The organism is uncultured Chloroflexus sp. (genome assembly GCF_937129525.1).
Lineage (GTDB): Bacteria > Chloroflexota > Chloroflexia > Chloroflexales > Chloroflexaceae > Chloroflexus.
Genome location: NZ_CAKZNK010000087.1, coordinates 85,155 through 100,041, shown reverse-complemented (window position 1 = coordinate 100,041; position 14,887 = coordinate 85,155). Strand labels below are relative to the sequence as shown.

Below are 14,887 nucleotides of genomic sequence, written 5' to 3'. Positions count from 1 at the left end.
CCGGCGCGGAAGCTATCGATTGCGCCGACCAGGGGCAAGACCAGAATGCCTTCGTAAAGCGGCAAAATGGGCGTGCTCAGCTCGCGGATGGTCTGTTGTTGGGCTGAGAGCTGCTCGGCCTGATCGCGCAACTGGTGGTGTAACTGGAGATAGGTAAGGTTGAAGCTTGTTATCATCGCCCGCTTGAATTGTTCAAGCAAATCTTCGACAATCCGCGCATGCTTGATTGTGCAATCAGGCTGTTCGGCGACAAATGCCTCAAACACCTCCCAGGTAAGGGAACGAAAGTTATTGATCGCAATCAGTACATCGGTCAGAGTAAACCCTTCGAGGGCGCGCATCTCGCCTAGCGCTTCAGCATAGGCAATAAATGGCAGTTGATCCTGAGTGCCAATCGCTTCAGCCAGAACCTCAATGGTCGTGTTCATCGTAGCCAGCAGGTCTTCCTGATTAAACGCAGCATAGCCCTGGCTTTGCTGCCGCGCGCGATGAGCCAGCTCAGCCAGCATCCACTCACGACGGCTGAAGAGAAAATCCTGGAGCGCAGTAAAAACGTTGGTCACGCGACCTCCCTGTCGCTGAAACAGATTATCAGGCAATGTTTGTGTTGCGTCCCGGCAACTGTCAGCGTCTGCTTGCAACCTTTGCAAGGTATGGTTTGCCATCAGGCAGCAATTGGGCCTTGATACATTATACTGCTAATGTGTATTGACTTGCCATTCTCGAGCAGGTAGTTTATGCGTTGAGCCGGTCTGATAGTGGCAAACAGTTGTTATGAAACTCGTTTTGTAACACAAAAACTTACTGCCCCCTAATGCGGTTTTCTTTGAATTAAGCATACTCTGTTCGGGGATAGCGCAGGTAGCGCAAGCGGTGATCTGACCAGGATGGGAAATGCCGATTGTTTCAGGCACTCCCTCCACTCGACGCTCTGCGCTGTCCGACAATCAGAGCTGTGCTGGTCGAACAGCGCGCCAACTATTCAATCCCCCTCGATTCCCAAATCAGTTCCAGATGATCCTTGGTTGCCTCACTATGTCGGCCATAAGGCGCGAACCGGGTTGATCCCGAATGGCTCTGACCGGTTGGATGGCCGGCCCAATGCGGTGGAGAGCCAGCTCAATCCCGTTTTGCAGATTGGCGCCAATGGTAATCTTGCTTAAATCGACGCCAAGCTGGACGATAGTCTGGGCAATTTCCGGGCCAATCCCGACCAGAATGACCTGGGCGCCGATCAGTTGGGCGGCGCGCGCCGTTTGCAGCAGGTAGTTGGCGATGGCGGTATCGATGACCGGCACGCCGGTAATATCGATGATCACGATGTCTGACTGACGTTCGGCAATCGCGGTGAGCAGCCGTTCCATAATCTGGCCGGCGCGGAAGCTATCGATTGCGCCGACCAGGGGCAAGACCAGAATGCCTTCGTAAAGCGGCAAAATGGGCGTGCTCAGCTCGCGGATGGTCTGTTGTTGGGATTCAATTTGCCTGGCCTGTTGGGAGATCTGCTCTTGCAGATTGCGATAGGTGTTGCTGAAGCTGATCAACAATGTTCGCCCAAACTCTTGCAACAGGTCTTCTACTTGGCGAACGTGCCATACCTGTACAATCTGGCGGTCGCGGTCAAAGGAATTGATCAGTTCCCAGGCCGTATGCCGTAGCCCGTTGAGAGCCGTAAACATGTCTGCGGCAATAAACCCACTTGCTGCGCGCGCCTCGCCAACAGCTTTGGCGTGAGCAAGGAATGGGCCGGTATTGCCGGTGCTCATGGCAATAGCTAACGTCTTAAGTGAGGTCGTGATCGCCTGCAACAGCGCAGCGCGATCCATGCTGGCATAGTTTGGTTGTTGAGCGCGCAGACGGTCGGTGAAAACTTCGGCAGCAGTCGTCAGTTTGGTTTCGGCAAAGGCGGCGATCTCGGCTAATACGTTGTCCATAGCTCACACCGCTCATTCAATCAGCGAATCGCAAATCCTAGCCGACTCAACGCTAGCTCAATCCCGGCTTGCAGATTGGCGCCAATCGCAATACCGCTCAGGTCAACGCCAAGCTGGACGATAGTCTGAGCAATTTCCGGGCCGATCCCGACCAGAATGACCTGGGCGCCGATCAGTTGGGCGGCGCGCGCCGTTTGCAGCAGGTAGTTGGCGACGGCGGTATCGATCACCGGCACGCCGGTAATGTCGATGATCACGATGTCTGACTGACGTTCGGCAATCGCGGTGAGCAGCCGTTCCATAATCTGACCGGCGCGGAAGCTATCGATCGCGCCGACCAGGGGCAAGACCAGAATGCCTTCGTAGAGCGGCAAAATAGGCGTGCTCAGCTCGCGGATGGTCTGTTGTTGGGCTTCGATCTGTTCCGCCTGATCGCGCAGCTCTTGCTGGAGCGAAATCATCGCCTGACTGTATCCGAGCAGGAGCAAGCGGTTAAATTCGTTGATCGCATCTTCAAACATCCGCACATCGTTGATCGTCAGGCGTTCATTGCCAAAGGTATCGAGTTCTTGCCAGCAGAATTCACGGATAACCGAGACGACGGTCATCATGTCATCGAGCGATAGCCCCATGCGGGCGCGGCGTTCGCCAATTTGCGGCGCCCAGGCCTGCACTGGCTTGCTGTCCTGATCGCCGAAGAGCGCGCAGATAGTTTCGACTGAGCGCTGGAGGGCAGGGCGCAATTCATCAGCCGGGATCGCGGCATAGCCGCTGCTGGTTTCTTGAAGTGTTCGGCATAATCGCTCACTCTCTCGCGGGAGACGTTCGCGAATAAAGCCGGCCAGTTCTAGCAGTGTGGCACTCATAGCGCTCCTCGGCGATCTTGATTCAGTATGCGCGAGCGAAGATTACCTGCCGATCGGTTTCGCGACCGGTGTAGACACAGCGACCGGTTATGCCGGGCTGCTCGAGTGGAATGCAGCGAATTGTCGCGCGGGTCTCTTCCTGGATACGCTTCTCGTCGGCGGTATCGCCAGCCCAGAAGGCGCGGGCAAAGCCGCGTTCGACCTGAGCTTTTAGTTCTTCATACGTGGTCACATCGGCAGTATGGGCTTCGCGGAAGGCGAGCGCGCGCTGGAAGAGCGCAGTTTGCATTTCGCTCAGGAGCGCTTCGATACGTTCGGTCAGACCGGCTTGGGGAACAAAACTCTTGCCGGTTTTGCCGGGCAGATCGCGGCGAGCGAGGGCGACTGTCTCTTTAGCGACATCTTTCGGCCCGATCTCGATCCGCACTGGCACTCCCTTCAGTTCCCACTCGTTGAATTTGTAGCCAGGGCTGTAGTTATCGCGGTCATCAACTTTAAAGCGCAGTCGCCCTTTCCATTCGGCAGTCATGCGGGTGACAGCGGCCATTACTGCGCTCCGCTCTTCATCGTTTTTGTAAATTGGTACCACTACGACCTGAATAGGAGCGAGACGCGGTGGCAATACCAGCCCTTCATCGTCGGAATGGGTCATAATCAACGCGCCGATCAGCCGGGTGCTCACGCCCCAGCTCGTTGTCCAGGCGTACTGGATGGTATTATTCTGGTCGGTAAAGGTAATATCGAAGGCGCGGGCGAAGTTTTGCCCAAGGTTATGCGAAGTGCCGGCTTGCAAGGCGCGCCCGTCTTGCATCATTGCCTCGATGCAGTACGAGCGGAGCGCGCCGGGAAACTTCTCTTTTTCGGTTTTGAGACCGCGAATGACGGGAACCGCCATCTCCTTTTCAACAAAGTCGGCGTAGACCTCGTGCAGAATGCGGAGTGTCTCTTCTTCGGCTTCAGCTTCGGTGGCGTGCGCGGTATGACCCTCTTGCCACCAGAATTCGGCAGTGCGCAGGAAGGGGCGGGTGCGCATTTCCCAGCGCATAACGTTGGCCCACTGGTTGTAGAGCAACGGCAGATCGCGGTACGAGCGGATCCACTTGCTGTAGAAGTAGCCGATAATCGTCTCGCTAGTGGGACGGATGACGTATGGTTCGGCCAGTTCTTCGCCACCTGCGCGGGTCACTTCGGCTACTTCAGGCGCGAATCCCTCAACGTGCTGCGCCTCTTTCATAATAAAGCTCTTGGGAATAAGCAGCGGGAACTGCACGTTGGCATGGCCAGTGGCCTTGATCCGTTCGTCTAGCGCGCGCTGCATCAATTCCCAGATCGCCCACCCGTGCGCCTTCACGACGATACAGCCGCGCACCACTTCGGCGACTTCGGCAAGATCGGCTTCGCGTACAATATCAAGGTACCACTGGTTATAGTCAACGCTACGTTGAGTAATAACGTCTTTTGGCATGCCACTTCCTCGGGCTGGTTATAAACACTCATTGTCAGCGCGCGGCGCTGATCCCTTTCGCTATTATAGCCGAGATACGCGAATATCGCGCGGCGCAGTGTGAGTGAGGGTATATATTACATGATACAAGATCCCGCTCTCACAGAGAGCGGGATCTGACTACCCTGACAAGACGGTTGCAGCGGCATACTCGAACCGAATCGGGTTATGTCCGTAACTATTTTTTCAGCTCTTGTTGCATTGCGGCCATGATGCGATCGACATCCAGGCCGGCCTCTTTCGCCAGACGAATCTGTTCGAGCAGGCGCGCCTGTGCTTCGGCCAATCGTCGCTGCTGATCAATCTTCTCTTGCTCGCGATCAGCTTTGGTCTGCTCTTCAGTCCACTTCCATACCTGTTCCCAGAAGAGGCCGACTTCGCGGAACATCATGCTGAAGATGCCGTCGCTCTCTTTGACAGCCATTGGTCGCTCCTTCCCGCAGCCGAATCGGCAGCGGCGTTGTGATCGCGGTCCTGTTGTTCATTCTATTACGCAAAAAGCAAAACGTCAATCCTGATGTTGCTTGCGTAAAGCCAGGAGAGATGCTATACTGGCCGTGATTGATGTCATATATGAAATTCGCGCTCTCCGTTTCCGGAGTTGCGCCGAGGAGCGTCTATGTCGGCGCCCTACCCATCTTCCGCTGTCAGAGATGATCAACGTCGCGCCGTTGATCTACATGGCGCTGCCGTTCACCTCTTCCGCTTCAACAGTCCACTCGATCTCGCCTACGAGTATTTTTGTGACATTCCGGCAGTGTTCAGTCTGCTGCCAGACGTGATCGAAGTGTTCGCTTACGCTCCCAACCGGTATCGGCTGGTGGTCGGAGCAACTGATGGCCATGGTCATGCGATGGCCGGTTACTTCGATATTGCCGCCATCTTCGAGCCTCACCGGGCGATCCGTATCGTGCCGGTTGATGATGGGCCTCCTATCGATCTGACCGGCTTTGTCTTTCCTGGACAGCTTTTCGCCGAAGCAGTCTTCTACCCCCATGCCCACGGTACCGATGTCGAGTATACCGTCGAGCTGGCGATGACGATTCCGGTGCCAAAAGTGCTCTGGTTTATGCCTGGCCATGTGTTGCAATCGATTGGCGAGCGCTCAATGGAATATAAAATGAACCATATGATTACCGGTTTCTCGCGCGCGATTGATGCCGATTTTCAGGCCTGGATCGGTAGCATCGAGTGATAGTATCGGCAGATTTCGGGGCGCGCCGGGTTGTAGTTGCAATCATGCCTGCCCCTAAGCTGCGCTTGTTACCAAAGATTCTGCGCTCGCGCCATTCGATGTCACGCCTTATTTCAGCTTCGCCTGCCACTGCCATTCGCGCTTGACGGTTCTGACTCTCGGATCGTTCCTGCCTGTAGCCTGACGCTGGTTATCCATGCCTCGATCCAGACTTTGAGTTCTGACTACCGGATCGTTCCCACTTGCGCCCGGCCAGTTGACGTTTGCCTTTTCTCCGGGTCTCCTGCTATACTACGCGCAAATAGTTTCGCTGCCAACTATTCAGAGGTGAAGATGATGCTGACCCGTGCCTGGTACCGCCGCGCGTCAACAGTGTTGGTGATGGCGCTCTTATTCTGCTGGCCGTTAGCTGCCTTGCCAACCGCAGCGCAAACGACGCCCGATCCAAAAACGGTCACCATTCCTGGTACCATCCAGAGTGTGCTGGGTTGCCCGGGTGATTGGCAACCGTCGTGTAGCGTAACGTATCTGACCTATGACCCGACAGTTGATGTCTGGAGCGCGCGTTTTGAGTTGCCGTCGGGGTATTACGAGTATAAGGTCGCATTGAATGATAGTTGGGCAGAGAATTATGGCCTCAATGCCCGTCGTGACGGGCCAAACATTCCGTTGCAGGTGCCTGCGCCCGCCACGGTGCGCTTTGTCTACGACCACAAGACGCATTGGGTGACGGATAGTATCAATACACCGCTCATCGTGGCCGTGGGTGATTTTCAGCCTGCCCTCGGCTGCGCTGTTGCCGATGATCCGACGTGTCTCGGATCATGGTTGCAAGACCCTGATGGCGATGGCCTGTATACCTTCACTACCAACCGTATTCCCGCCGGGGAATACCGGTTGCGACTGGCAATCGGTGAGACACTCGATGGCGCTATCGGCGAGGGTGGGCCAAACGGATCGCCGTTTGTGATCGAGGTCGCGGAGGGCGGTGAGGTATACATCGGCTACAACGCAAGGAGTGGCGAAGTGACGATTTCAACCGCCGGCGCGCCCAAAGGCGATATTTCACGCGCCCGCGCTTATTGGGTTGATGCTGATACGATTGTCTGGAATGTGATCGGTTCACCGCGTTACCGTTATGCGCTGTTTAGCGATCCCGCCGGTGAGATCAGGCTTACACCGGAAGGAGTTTCCGGTGGTCGTCGGATCGATCTCACGTTTACCCCTGCCGGCCCCGGCCCGGCGTTAGCCAAATTCCCGCATCTGGCCGGGTTTAGTGCCTTCAAGTTGCCACCACTCGATCGCGCCCGCCTGATCGGTCTGACCCGCGGTCAGCTCGTGGTCGCGATGTATGATGAGAATGGTCAGCCACTCGATGCCACGCGGGTACAGATTCCCGGTGCACTCGATGCGCTCTTCCCCTACGATGGCCCCCTCGGGGTGGCGATTGAAGACGGCCTGCCGGTCATTAGAGTATGGGCGCCAACGGCGCGGCAGGTGCGCTTGCATCGCTTCGTCGATTCCAATCCGGAAACGAGTGCAATTGTGTTGCCAATGACGCTCGACTCGGCTACCGGAGTCTGGAGTATTCGGGGCGAAGCGAGCTGGATCGGTCAGTACTATCTGTTTGAGGTTGATGTCTATGTGCCCGCTGTGGGCCGGGTGGTGTCGAATCTGGTTACCGACCCTTATTCAATTGCGCTGAGCGCCAATAGTGCCCGCAGCCAGATTATTGATCTGAACGATCCGGCTTTGCAGCCGCCAGGGTGGGATACGCTGCAAAAGCCGCCGCTGGCCGCGCCGGAAGATGTAGTGCTCTACGAATTGCACGTGCGTGATTTCAGCATTCTCGATGAAACGGTGCCCGCCGATCTGCGCGGTACGTTCCGCGCCTTTACCGCGCGTGACAGCGCAGGGATGCGTCATCTGGCCGAGCTGGCCGAGGCCGGTGTGACGCATGTCCATCTGTTGCCGGTATTTGATATTGCAACGATTGAAGAGATCCGCGAGCGGCAGGAACCACTGCCTTACGATCAGTTGCGCGCGTTGCCGCCCGATTCACCCGAACAGCAGGCGTTGATCGAGCCGATCCGCGATCTCGATGGCTTCAATTGGGGGTACGATCCCTACCACTACTCTGTGCCGGAAGGGAGCTACAGCACCAATCCCGATGGCCCGCAACGCACGCTGGAATTCCGTGAAATGGTGCAGGCGTTGAATCAGATCGGTCTGCGCGTTGTGATGGATGTCGTCTACAACCATACGAATGCCAGCGGTCAGAATCCGCGCTCGGTGCTCGACCGGATTGTGCCCGGCTATTATCACCGGCTCGACGGTGAAGGTAATGTGACCACCTCAACCTGCTGCGCCAATACTGCTACCGAGCACCGGATGATGGAAAAATTGATGATCGACTCGGTCGTGCTGTGGGCGAAGCACTACAGAGTGGATGGATTTCGCTTCGACCTGATGGGCCATCACATGAAGGACAACATGCTGGCAGTCCGCCAGGCGCTCGATGCGTTGACCCTGGAACGTGATGGCGTTGATGGCAAGTCGATCATTATTTACGGTGAAGGCTGGAATTTCGGTGAGGTTGCCAACAATGCGCGCGGCATCAACGCCACGCAGTTCAATATGGCCGGCACCGGCATTGCCACCTTCTCTGACCGATTGCGCGACGCGGCCCGCGGCGGCGGCCCGTTCGATGATCCGCGCTTGCAGGGCTTTATTTCGGGATTGGCAACCGATCCGAGCGACTTTGCGCAGGGTACGCCTGAGGCGCAGCGAATCAAGTTGCTGGCTGAGACTGATTTGATCAAGTTAGGGTTGGCCGGCAATCTCAAAACCTACCGGATGGTGAATTACGAAGGTCGGCTGGTGCCGGGCGAGCAGATCAAATACCGTGGCGCTGCCGGTGGTTACACACTCGATCCGCAAGAGCAGATTGTCTATGTTTCAGCGCACGATAACGAGACTCTCTTTGACGCCGTGCAACTGAAAGCGGCGGCCAGTACGCCGATTAGCGAACGGGCACGGATGGCGCAACTGGGTCTTTCGCTCACCGCCCTGGCTCAAGGCATCCCCTTCTTCCATGCCGGCGATGAACTGTTGCGGTCGAAATCACTCGATCGCAACAGCTACAATTCTTCTGACTGGTTTAACCGGATCGATTGGCGTGGCGAAGAAAACACCTTCGGATCGGGTTTGCCTCCGGCCTGGGACAACCAGAGCAACTGGCCGGTGATGGCGCCCTTGCTGGCCAATCCTGCGCTCAAGCCTGACGCAACGCTGATGCGCGCGACCTACGACCACTTCCGCGAGATGTTGCGTATTCGCCGCAGTACGCCGCTCTTCCGGTTACGCACTGCCGCCGAAGTTGAGCGAATGGTTTCATTCTTTAACAATGGTCCCGATCAGATCCCTGGTCTGATTGTCATGAGCATTAGCGACAATGGCCCGACTCGGCTTGATCCGAATATCGGGCAGGTGGTCGTGCTGTTCAATGCTCGCCCTGATCCGGTGACGATTACCATCCCCGAACTGGCTAACGGTGATCTGGGTTTGCACGATGTGCAGGTGTCTTCGAGTGACGAGCGCGTGATCGCGTCGCGTTACAGCGCCGACGGTACTTTTAGCGTGCCCGGACGAACGACGGTGGTGTTTGTCGGGCCGCGTCCGCTGATCGCTGCGCCAGAGTCGACAGTTACGGCGCCGACGAGCGCAGCGCCGACGAGCGCAGCGCCGACGAGTGCAGCGCCGACGAGTGCAGCGCCAACCCCTGCGTCGCCGCCAACATCGCTGGCAACCGGCAGTGGCGTCGGCGGGTTGTGGTGGTTGTGGATTGTGCTGGCCGTTATCGTGTTAGGTGGAGCTGGCTGGTTCGTTGCGCGACGCCGGCGGTAGATGAACGCAAAGCTAAGCTGATAGATCACGAAGGGGCGCACACTCAAGCGCCCCTTCGTGATCGTTATCGAGACAGGCTTAGCGCGATCGGAAGCGTGTCTCGCCAATGATCGCATCAGGCCAGTATCCTACGCCGATTCGCCAGTATCTGCCCCTATCCCTGCTGCCATTTCCAGCAACCGCAGAATGCGCGGCGCCATTGCTGCCGGGTCGCGGTGGAGACCCTCTATCAGCAGCGCATTATCGTAGAGTTGCTCGGCAGCCAGCGGAATCAGCGGATCGTTGGGATCGGCAGCGGCGCGGCGCGCTAGCGCCGCGATCAACGGGTGAGCTGGATTGAGTTCCAGAATGCGCGGTTTGCTCTCCACTTCGTGACCGAGGATGTGCTGGATTCGCTGCATCTCACGACCGAATGCCGCTTCATCGGCCACCAGCCGGGCCGGACTGTCGCGGAGGACCTTCGAGGCGCGCACCTCTTTTAGCCGCTCGCCAAGAGTGGCAGCAATCCGCTCGGCCAGCGCAGTGAATTGTGTATCATCGATGACCGGAGCGGGCCGCTCAACTTCGCCCGGTAGATCCAGCTCGCCTTCGTCGATATTGCGCAGACGCAGGCCATCGTACTCGCGCAGACCGGACAACATGAAACCATCCATCAAATCGGTAAAGAGGATGACCTCGATGTCGCGGGCGCGCAATGGATCCAGGTGCGGACTGCTCAGCGCCGCCTCGCGGCTGGCTGCCATCAGATAGTAAATCTCCTTCTGACCGGGAACCATTCGCTCTTTGTAGGTGGCCAGCGTAATCCACTCATCGCCGCTCCTGGTGGTCTGGACGCGCAGCAACTTGAGCAGGTCGCTACGATGCTCGTAATCGGTGGCAATGCCTTCTTTGATGAAGGGGCCAAACTCTTTCCAAAAAGTTCGATACTTTTCAGGGTCGCGCTCAGCCAGATCGTTCAACTCCTTGTGCAGGCGCCCGGTAAGTGTCTTGCGTAAGCGTTGCATCACTGGCGATCCGCCAGCCGTACCGCTTTGCACACTCTCGCGCGATACGTTCAGGGGCAGGTCTTCGCTATCAACCACACCCTCAACAAAGCGGAAATAGGCCGGCAGCAGGTCTTTCGCCTCTTCGAGGATCAGCACCTTGCGCGAATAGAGCTTGATCTGACCTTCAATCCGGCGTTCGAGAATACCCCGTTCGCGCCGCGAAGGAATGTAAAGAATCGCATGCAGATCAACCGGCGCGTCGGTTGAGATATGGATGTAGCTCAGGGGTGGCTGACTATCGAGGGTCAACTGACGATAATAATCGTTGTACTCTTCGGTGGTCACATCACGCGGCGCCTTGCGCCAGATCGCGGTGCGGGCATTGATCTGGCGACCATCGAGCATGATCGGGAACGCAACATAGTTGGAATGGCGACGGACAATCTGCTCGATCCGCCAGGGATCGGCGAATTCGGCGGCATCTTCCTTCAAGTGGAGGGTGATCGTCGTGCCGCGCTGAGCGCGTTCAGCCGGGCCAACGGTGAAGCTATCGCCACCGGTCGACTCCCACATGGCCGCCGGCGCATTCGGTCGATACGACTGTGACACCACCGTCACCTTATCGGCAACCATGAAGACCGAGTAGAAACCGACGCCAAACTGACCGATGATCTCGCTGGCCGTCTGTTTCGCGCCTTCACCAGCCTGACTCACAAAGGCGCGCGCCGCCGACTGGGCAATTGTGCCGAGATGCTCAACCATTTCATCGGCAGTCATGCCGATACCGGTATCGCTGATCGCGATGGTGCGCGCTTCTTTGTTTACCTCAATGGTGATCTGGGGTTCGAGATCTGGATCTCGTACTTCGCGGTTGGTCAACATCTCGAACTGCATCCGGTTGATCGCATCGGAGGCGTTGGAGATCAGTTCGCGCAAAAAGATTTCGCGGTCGGTGTAGAGTGAATGGGCCAGAATGTACAGCACCTGCTGCACTTCGGCTTTGAAGGTATGCGATTGCCGACCCGTTTCGGTCAACGATTCGGTTGTCATAGCCCTCCCTCGCTGAAGCTAAAAGCCGATCGAGCTTGACGGAAACATGTCTCGTCAAGCGCAACATAATGCGCTAGCATGCATTGTAATCACTTATTCGGTCTTTGAACGTTAGAGAGATGTTGGAAATTGCAGCCGGGGAATACTACGACAACCATCATGAACGACGGGTGCAAGAATATCTTTAAGAGTTGACCCGAGCGCTTTGACGATACCGATGATCTATCGTTGGGGAATGATGATCCCGACGAAGACACTCTCACCAGGATGGCAACGGTCAACTGTTCACCACCAGTTTGGCGGTGAGAGCCAGATCAACGCTTACCGAAATCTTCGCCACCGTCAAAGCAATCAACCTCCCAGTTCTGACATTCCGCGCAGCGTCGGCTTAACACCGGCGGGGAGGCCGTGACCCCAGGGTTTGATGTACACCGCGTGGCGGATGATCTGTTCAATCTGATCGACGGTGGCGCCGCTGCGCACTGCGGCGCGAAGATCGACCTCATCGTCGCGCAGCAGGCATAGATGCAGGCGGCCATCGGCGGTGAGCCGCATCCGGTTGCAGGTGGCGCAGAAGGGATCGCTGACACTGGAGATGAAGCCAATGACGCCTTTAGCGCCGGGCAAGCGGTATGTGCGGGCGGGATCACTTGGCGCGTGACCGATCTCTTCCAGCGGCCCATAGTGTTGTTCGAGGCGGGCCATCAGCTCGGCGCTCGATACGATCCCCTCTTCGGCCAGGCCGGCCACACCGGTAAGCGGCATGACCTCGATAAAGCGAAACTCCCAGGGACGTTCCAGCGTCAAGCCAGCCAGTCGCACCACCTCTTCATCATTCATCCCGCGCACCACGACAGCGTTGAGCTTGATCGGATGCAAGCCGGCAGCATCTGCGGCCTCGATGCCGGCCCACACCTCATCGAGGCTGCCACCACGGGTTATCATGCGAAACTTTACCGGATCGAGTGTATCGATGCTGATATTCACCCGATCAAGGCCGGCGTCGCGCAGTGGTTGGGCCAGCTTGCGCAGGCGCAGCGCATTGGTTGTCATAGCAATATGCTCGATACCGGGGATCCGTTTGAGTTCACGCACCAGATTCACCAAATCGTGGCGCAGGGTCGGTTCGCCGCCGGTCAGGCGGAGCTTACGAAATCCGGCCCGGGCTGCAGCGTGGATAACGAGCAACAGCTCATCGTTGGTGAGCAATTCAGGTCGGGGAGCGAATTGCACACCGACCGCCGGCATGCAGTAGACGCAACGCATATTGCAGCGATCGGTCAGCGAGACGCGCAGATAATCGATCCGACGGCCATACTGATCAAGGGCAGGGGTGTCGGTCGGGTAGCGTGGATGACGCACCGGATCGTAGAAGATGATCGGCGTGGTGCCGGAGAGCGGTCTAGCAGCCATGAACACACCTCATCGTGCAAAACAGCGATACCCTGGGTGGCGCAAAGTCCTGGCGAGACGTAGTGGCTAGAATGCCGAACGAGAAGGACTTTGCGCCGGTGCGGTCAATTTACGTCGTGGCGTATTGCAGCACGGAAATGCGAGCCGCGACCTGCCGGGCCAGTTCACGGAAGAGATCGGCATAGGCATCAGGCGCATCGCTGATCACTGCCGGTTGACCGCTATCGCCGCCTTCACGGACGCTCATGCCGAGCGGGATCTGACCAAGCACGGGAACGCCAAGCTGACGCGCCAGTCGTTCGGCGCCGCCGCTGCCAAAGATGTCGTAACGCTTGCCGGTGTCGGGGGCGATAAAATAGGCCATGTTCTCGACGATACCGAGCAACGGCACGTTCACTTTGCGAAACATCTCCATAGCTTTGACGACATCGATTGTCGCTACCTGTTGCGGTGTCGTCACGATGAGTGCGCCGGTAAGCGGCAGGCTCTGGGCCAGGGTCAAAGCCACATCACCGGTGCCGGGCGGCATATCGATAATCAGGTAATCGAGCGGCGCCCACGCGACCTGATAGAGGAACTGACGCAGCAACTGACTCACCATTGGGCCGCGCCAGATCACCGGTTGCGACTCATCGATCAAAAAACCGACCGACATCACTTTGATGCCGTGGTTCGTTAGCGGAAGCATTAGCGGCTGGCCATGTTCATCGCTGACCGCCATCGGTTGGCCACGCGCGCCTAACATCAGTGGCAAGCTCGGCCCGAAGACATCAGCGTCGAGCAGACCTACTTGAGCGCCCATCTGGGCCAGCGCTACAGCCAGATTGGCGGCAATCGTGCTCTTGCCGACACCACCTTTACCGGCAGCAACTGCGATCACATTGGCAACGCCGGGAATGGCGGCCTGTTCAGGGATACCGGCGGGCCGGCGCACATTGGCGGTAAACTCAACATTCACCTCTTTCACACCGGGGACGGCGCGCACTGCCGTTTCAACCTCGGTGCGGATCTGATCTTTAAGCGGGCAAGCCGGTGTGGTCAGCTCGATAGTACAGCGGACAATCCCATCACAAATTGCAATATGCTTCACCATCTGGCGCGAGACCAGATCGCCGCCCAACTCGGGTTCTTGCACCTGGCGGAGCGCCGCCAAAATCTGCTCTTCCGTTACCTGCGCCGATTGGTTGCCTGAAAAGAGACCCATGCGTTTTACTCCATCTGCCTGTTTGCGCGTCTCTTTCATTATACCAGAGAATTAAGAAAGCAAAATATTATTAAAGTCCGAGACTGCAATTATGTTGCTTGACAGGGTATAGCGCGGTTGCTATACTCACACTAAGGCTGTATTAATAGGTCAAAATTCGTAAAGTGGTGAAGCCGGCAATGAAAGTGGAGCGCAGAGCCCAGGGAGCAACCCGGCGCAGTATCTTACAGTTGCTGCGTCGACATGGCCAGATGAGCGCGGTCGAACTCAGCGCCGCACTCGATATTGGCGCGGTTGGCATTCGCCAACACCTCACCGCTCTTGAGCGAGAGGGATTAGTCTATATCTGCGGTCTGCGCCGGAATGTTGGCCGGCCAGCCCACCTCTACGCGCTGACCGAACGAGCGGAAGCATTCTTTCCCAAGCATTACGAACGGTTAGTCTGTGAGCTGATCGAAAGTGTTGCCTCGGTAGGTGGGGAAGCAGCGATAGGCGCGGTGTTAGAGCAGCGGCGCAAGACCCTAAGCGCCGAGCTTGCTCCGCAACTGTCCGGCAAGCCACGAGCAGCGCAGGTTGCCGCGTTGGCCGAGCGACTGGCCGATCAGGGGTATATGTGCGAATGCGAGCAGCTCGACAATGGCGATCTGATCATGGCGCAATACAACTGTCCTTTTGATTGTGTGGCGCGCCGTTATCCGCAGATGTGTGATCAAGAGCTTCGTTTATACGAAGAGCTGCTGGCAACGCCGATCGAACGCGATATGACCATCGCAGAAGGCGGTCATTGCTGCCGTTATCGTATTCCAGCCTAGCATCATTTTGATAATTC

General features: G+C 57.2%; 10 protein-coding genes and 1 pseudogene. 3 read left to right on the top strand and 8 right to left on the bottom strand.

The window, feature by feature from the left end:
- From Q0650_RS11195 to Q0650_RS11175, 5 genes and pseudogenes are all read right to left on the bottom strand, one after another.
- Positions 1-563: pseudogene (locus Q0650_RS11195) on the bottom strand (STAS domain-containing protein); the annotation flags it as partial.
- A 441-nt stretch (positions 564-1,004) separates the two neighbouring features.
- Positions 1,005-1,934 carry an STAS domain-containing protein gene (locus tag Q0650_RS11190; RefSeq protein WP_298818965.1) on the bottom strand — a complete coding sequence of 310 codons (930 nt, stop codon included), beginning with the start codon at positions 1,932-1,934 and terminating at the stop codon, positions 1,005-1,007.
- A gap of 20 nt (positions 1,935-1,954) precedes the next feature.
- Positions 1,955-2,800 carry an STAS domain-containing protein gene (locus Q0650_RS11185; protein ID WP_298818963.1) on the bottom strand — a complete coding sequence of 282 codons (846 nt, stop codon included), beginning with the start codon at positions 2,798-2,800 and terminating at the stop codon, positions 1,955-1,957.
- Positions 2,801-2,822: 22 nt separating this feature from the next.
- Positions 2,823-4,265 (bottom strand): proline--tRNA ligase, encoded by a 1,443-nt coding sequence (gene proS / locus Q0650_RS11180; RefSeq protein WP_298818961.1) that lies wholly within the window; start codon positions 4,263-4,265, stop codon positions 2,823-2,825.
- Between the two features lie 217 nt (positions 4,266-4,482).
- Entirely contained in the window at positions 4,483-4,728 is a 246-nt protein-coding gene (locus tag Q0650_RS11175; RefSeq protein WP_298818959.1) for a hypothetical protein, read from the bottom strand.
- Positions 4,729-4,923: 195 nt separating this feature from the next.
- Here Q0650_RS11175 and Q0650_RS11170 point away from each other — a divergent pair, with 195 nt between their 5' ends.
- Both Q0650_RS11170 and pulA read left to right on the top strand, forming a co-directional pair.
- Positions 4,924-5,499, top strand: coding sequence for a DUF1997 domain-containing protein (locus tag Q0650_RS11170; RefSeq protein ID WP_298818957.1), 576 nt, complete (start codon positions 4,924-4,926; stop codon positions 5,497-5,499).
- Between the two features lie 333 nt (positions 5,500-5,832).
- Positions 5,833-9,405: a pullulanase-type alpha-1,6-glucosidase gene (gene pulA / locus Q0650_RS11165; protein WP_298818955.1), complete on the top strand. Its 3,573-nt coding sequence runs from the start codon at positions 5,833-5,835 to the stop codon at positions 9,403-9,405.
- A gap of 128 nt (positions 9,406-9,533) precedes the next feature.
- Here the strand turns inward: pulA and htpG are convergent, their stop codons facing one another.
- From htpG to apbC, 3 genes are all read right to left on the bottom strand, one after another.
- The gene (gene htpG, locus Q0650_RS11160; protein WP_298818953.1) at positions 9,534-11,441 is read right to left on the bottom strand and encodes a molecular chaperone HtpG; all 1,908 of its coding nucleotides are present in this window, start codon (positions 11,439-11,441) and stop codon (positions 9,534-9,536) included.
- 351 nt (positions 11,442-11,792) lie between these two features.
- A complete protein-coding gene (moaA, locus tag Q0650_RS11155) occupies positions 11,793-12,854 on the bottom strand; it encodes a GTP 3',8-cyclase MoaA (RefSeq protein WP_298818950.1) in 1,062 nt (353 codons plus the stop codon).
- A gap of 109 nt (positions 12,855-12,963) precedes the next feature.
- On the bottom strand, positions 12,964-14,058 hold the full coding sequence (gene apbC, locus Q0650_RS11150; RefSeq protein ID WP_298818948.1) for an iron-sulfur cluster carrier protein ApbC: 1,095 nt from the start codon (positions 14,056-14,058) through the stop codon (positions 12,964-12,966).
- Between the two features lie 179 nt (positions 14,059-14,237).
- On the opposite strand from apbC, the gene Q0650_RS11145 reads away from it, so the two are divergent.
- Positions 14,238-14,870 (top strand): metalloregulator ArsR/SmtB family transcription factor, encoded by a 633-nt coding sequence (locus Q0650_RS11145; RefSeq protein WP_298818946.1) that lies wholly within the window; start codon positions 14,238-14,240, stop codon positions 14,868-14,870.
- The last annotated feature ends 17 nt before the right edge of the window (positions 14,871-14,887 follow it).

Coding starts and splice junctions, on each gene's coding strand:
- Q0650_RS11190 (WP_298818965.1), bottom strand. CDS start 1,934: ATGGACAACGTATTAGCCGAGATCGCCGCCTTTGCCGAAACCAAACTG.
- Q0650_RS11185 (WP_298818963.1), bottom strand. CDS start 2,800: ATGAGTGCCACACTGCTAGAACTGGCCGGCTTTATTCGCGAACGTCTC.
- proS (WP_298818961.1), bottom strand. CDS start 4,265: ATGCCAAAAGACGTTATTACTCAACGTAGCGTTGACTATAACCAGTGG.
- Q0650_RS11175 (WP_298818959.1), bottom strand. CDS start 4,728: ATGGCTGTCAAAGAGAGCGACGGCATCTTCAGCATGATGTTCCGCGAA.
- Q0650_RS11170 (WP_298818957.1), top strand. CDS start 4,924: ATGTCGGCGCCCTACCCATCTTCCGCTGTCAGAGATGATCAACGTCGC.
- pulA (WP_298818955.1), top strand. CDS start 5,833: ATGATGCTGACCCGTGCCTGGTACCGCCGCGCGTCAACAGTGTTGGTG.
- htpG (WP_298818953.1), bottom strand. CDS start 11,441: ATGACAACCGAATCGTTGACCGAAACGGGTCGGCAATCGCATACCTTC.
- moaA (WP_298818950.1), bottom strand. CDS start 12,854: ATGGCTGCTAGACCGCTCTCCGGCACCACGCCGATCATCTTCTACGAT.
- apbC (WP_298818948.1), bottom strand. CDS start 14,058: ATGGGTCTCTTTTCAGGCAACCAATCGGCGCAGGTAACGGAAGAGCAG.
- Q0650_RS11145 (WP_298818946.1), top strand. CDS start 14,238: ATGAAAGTGGAGCGCAGAGCCCAGGGAGCAACCCGGCGCAGTATCTTA.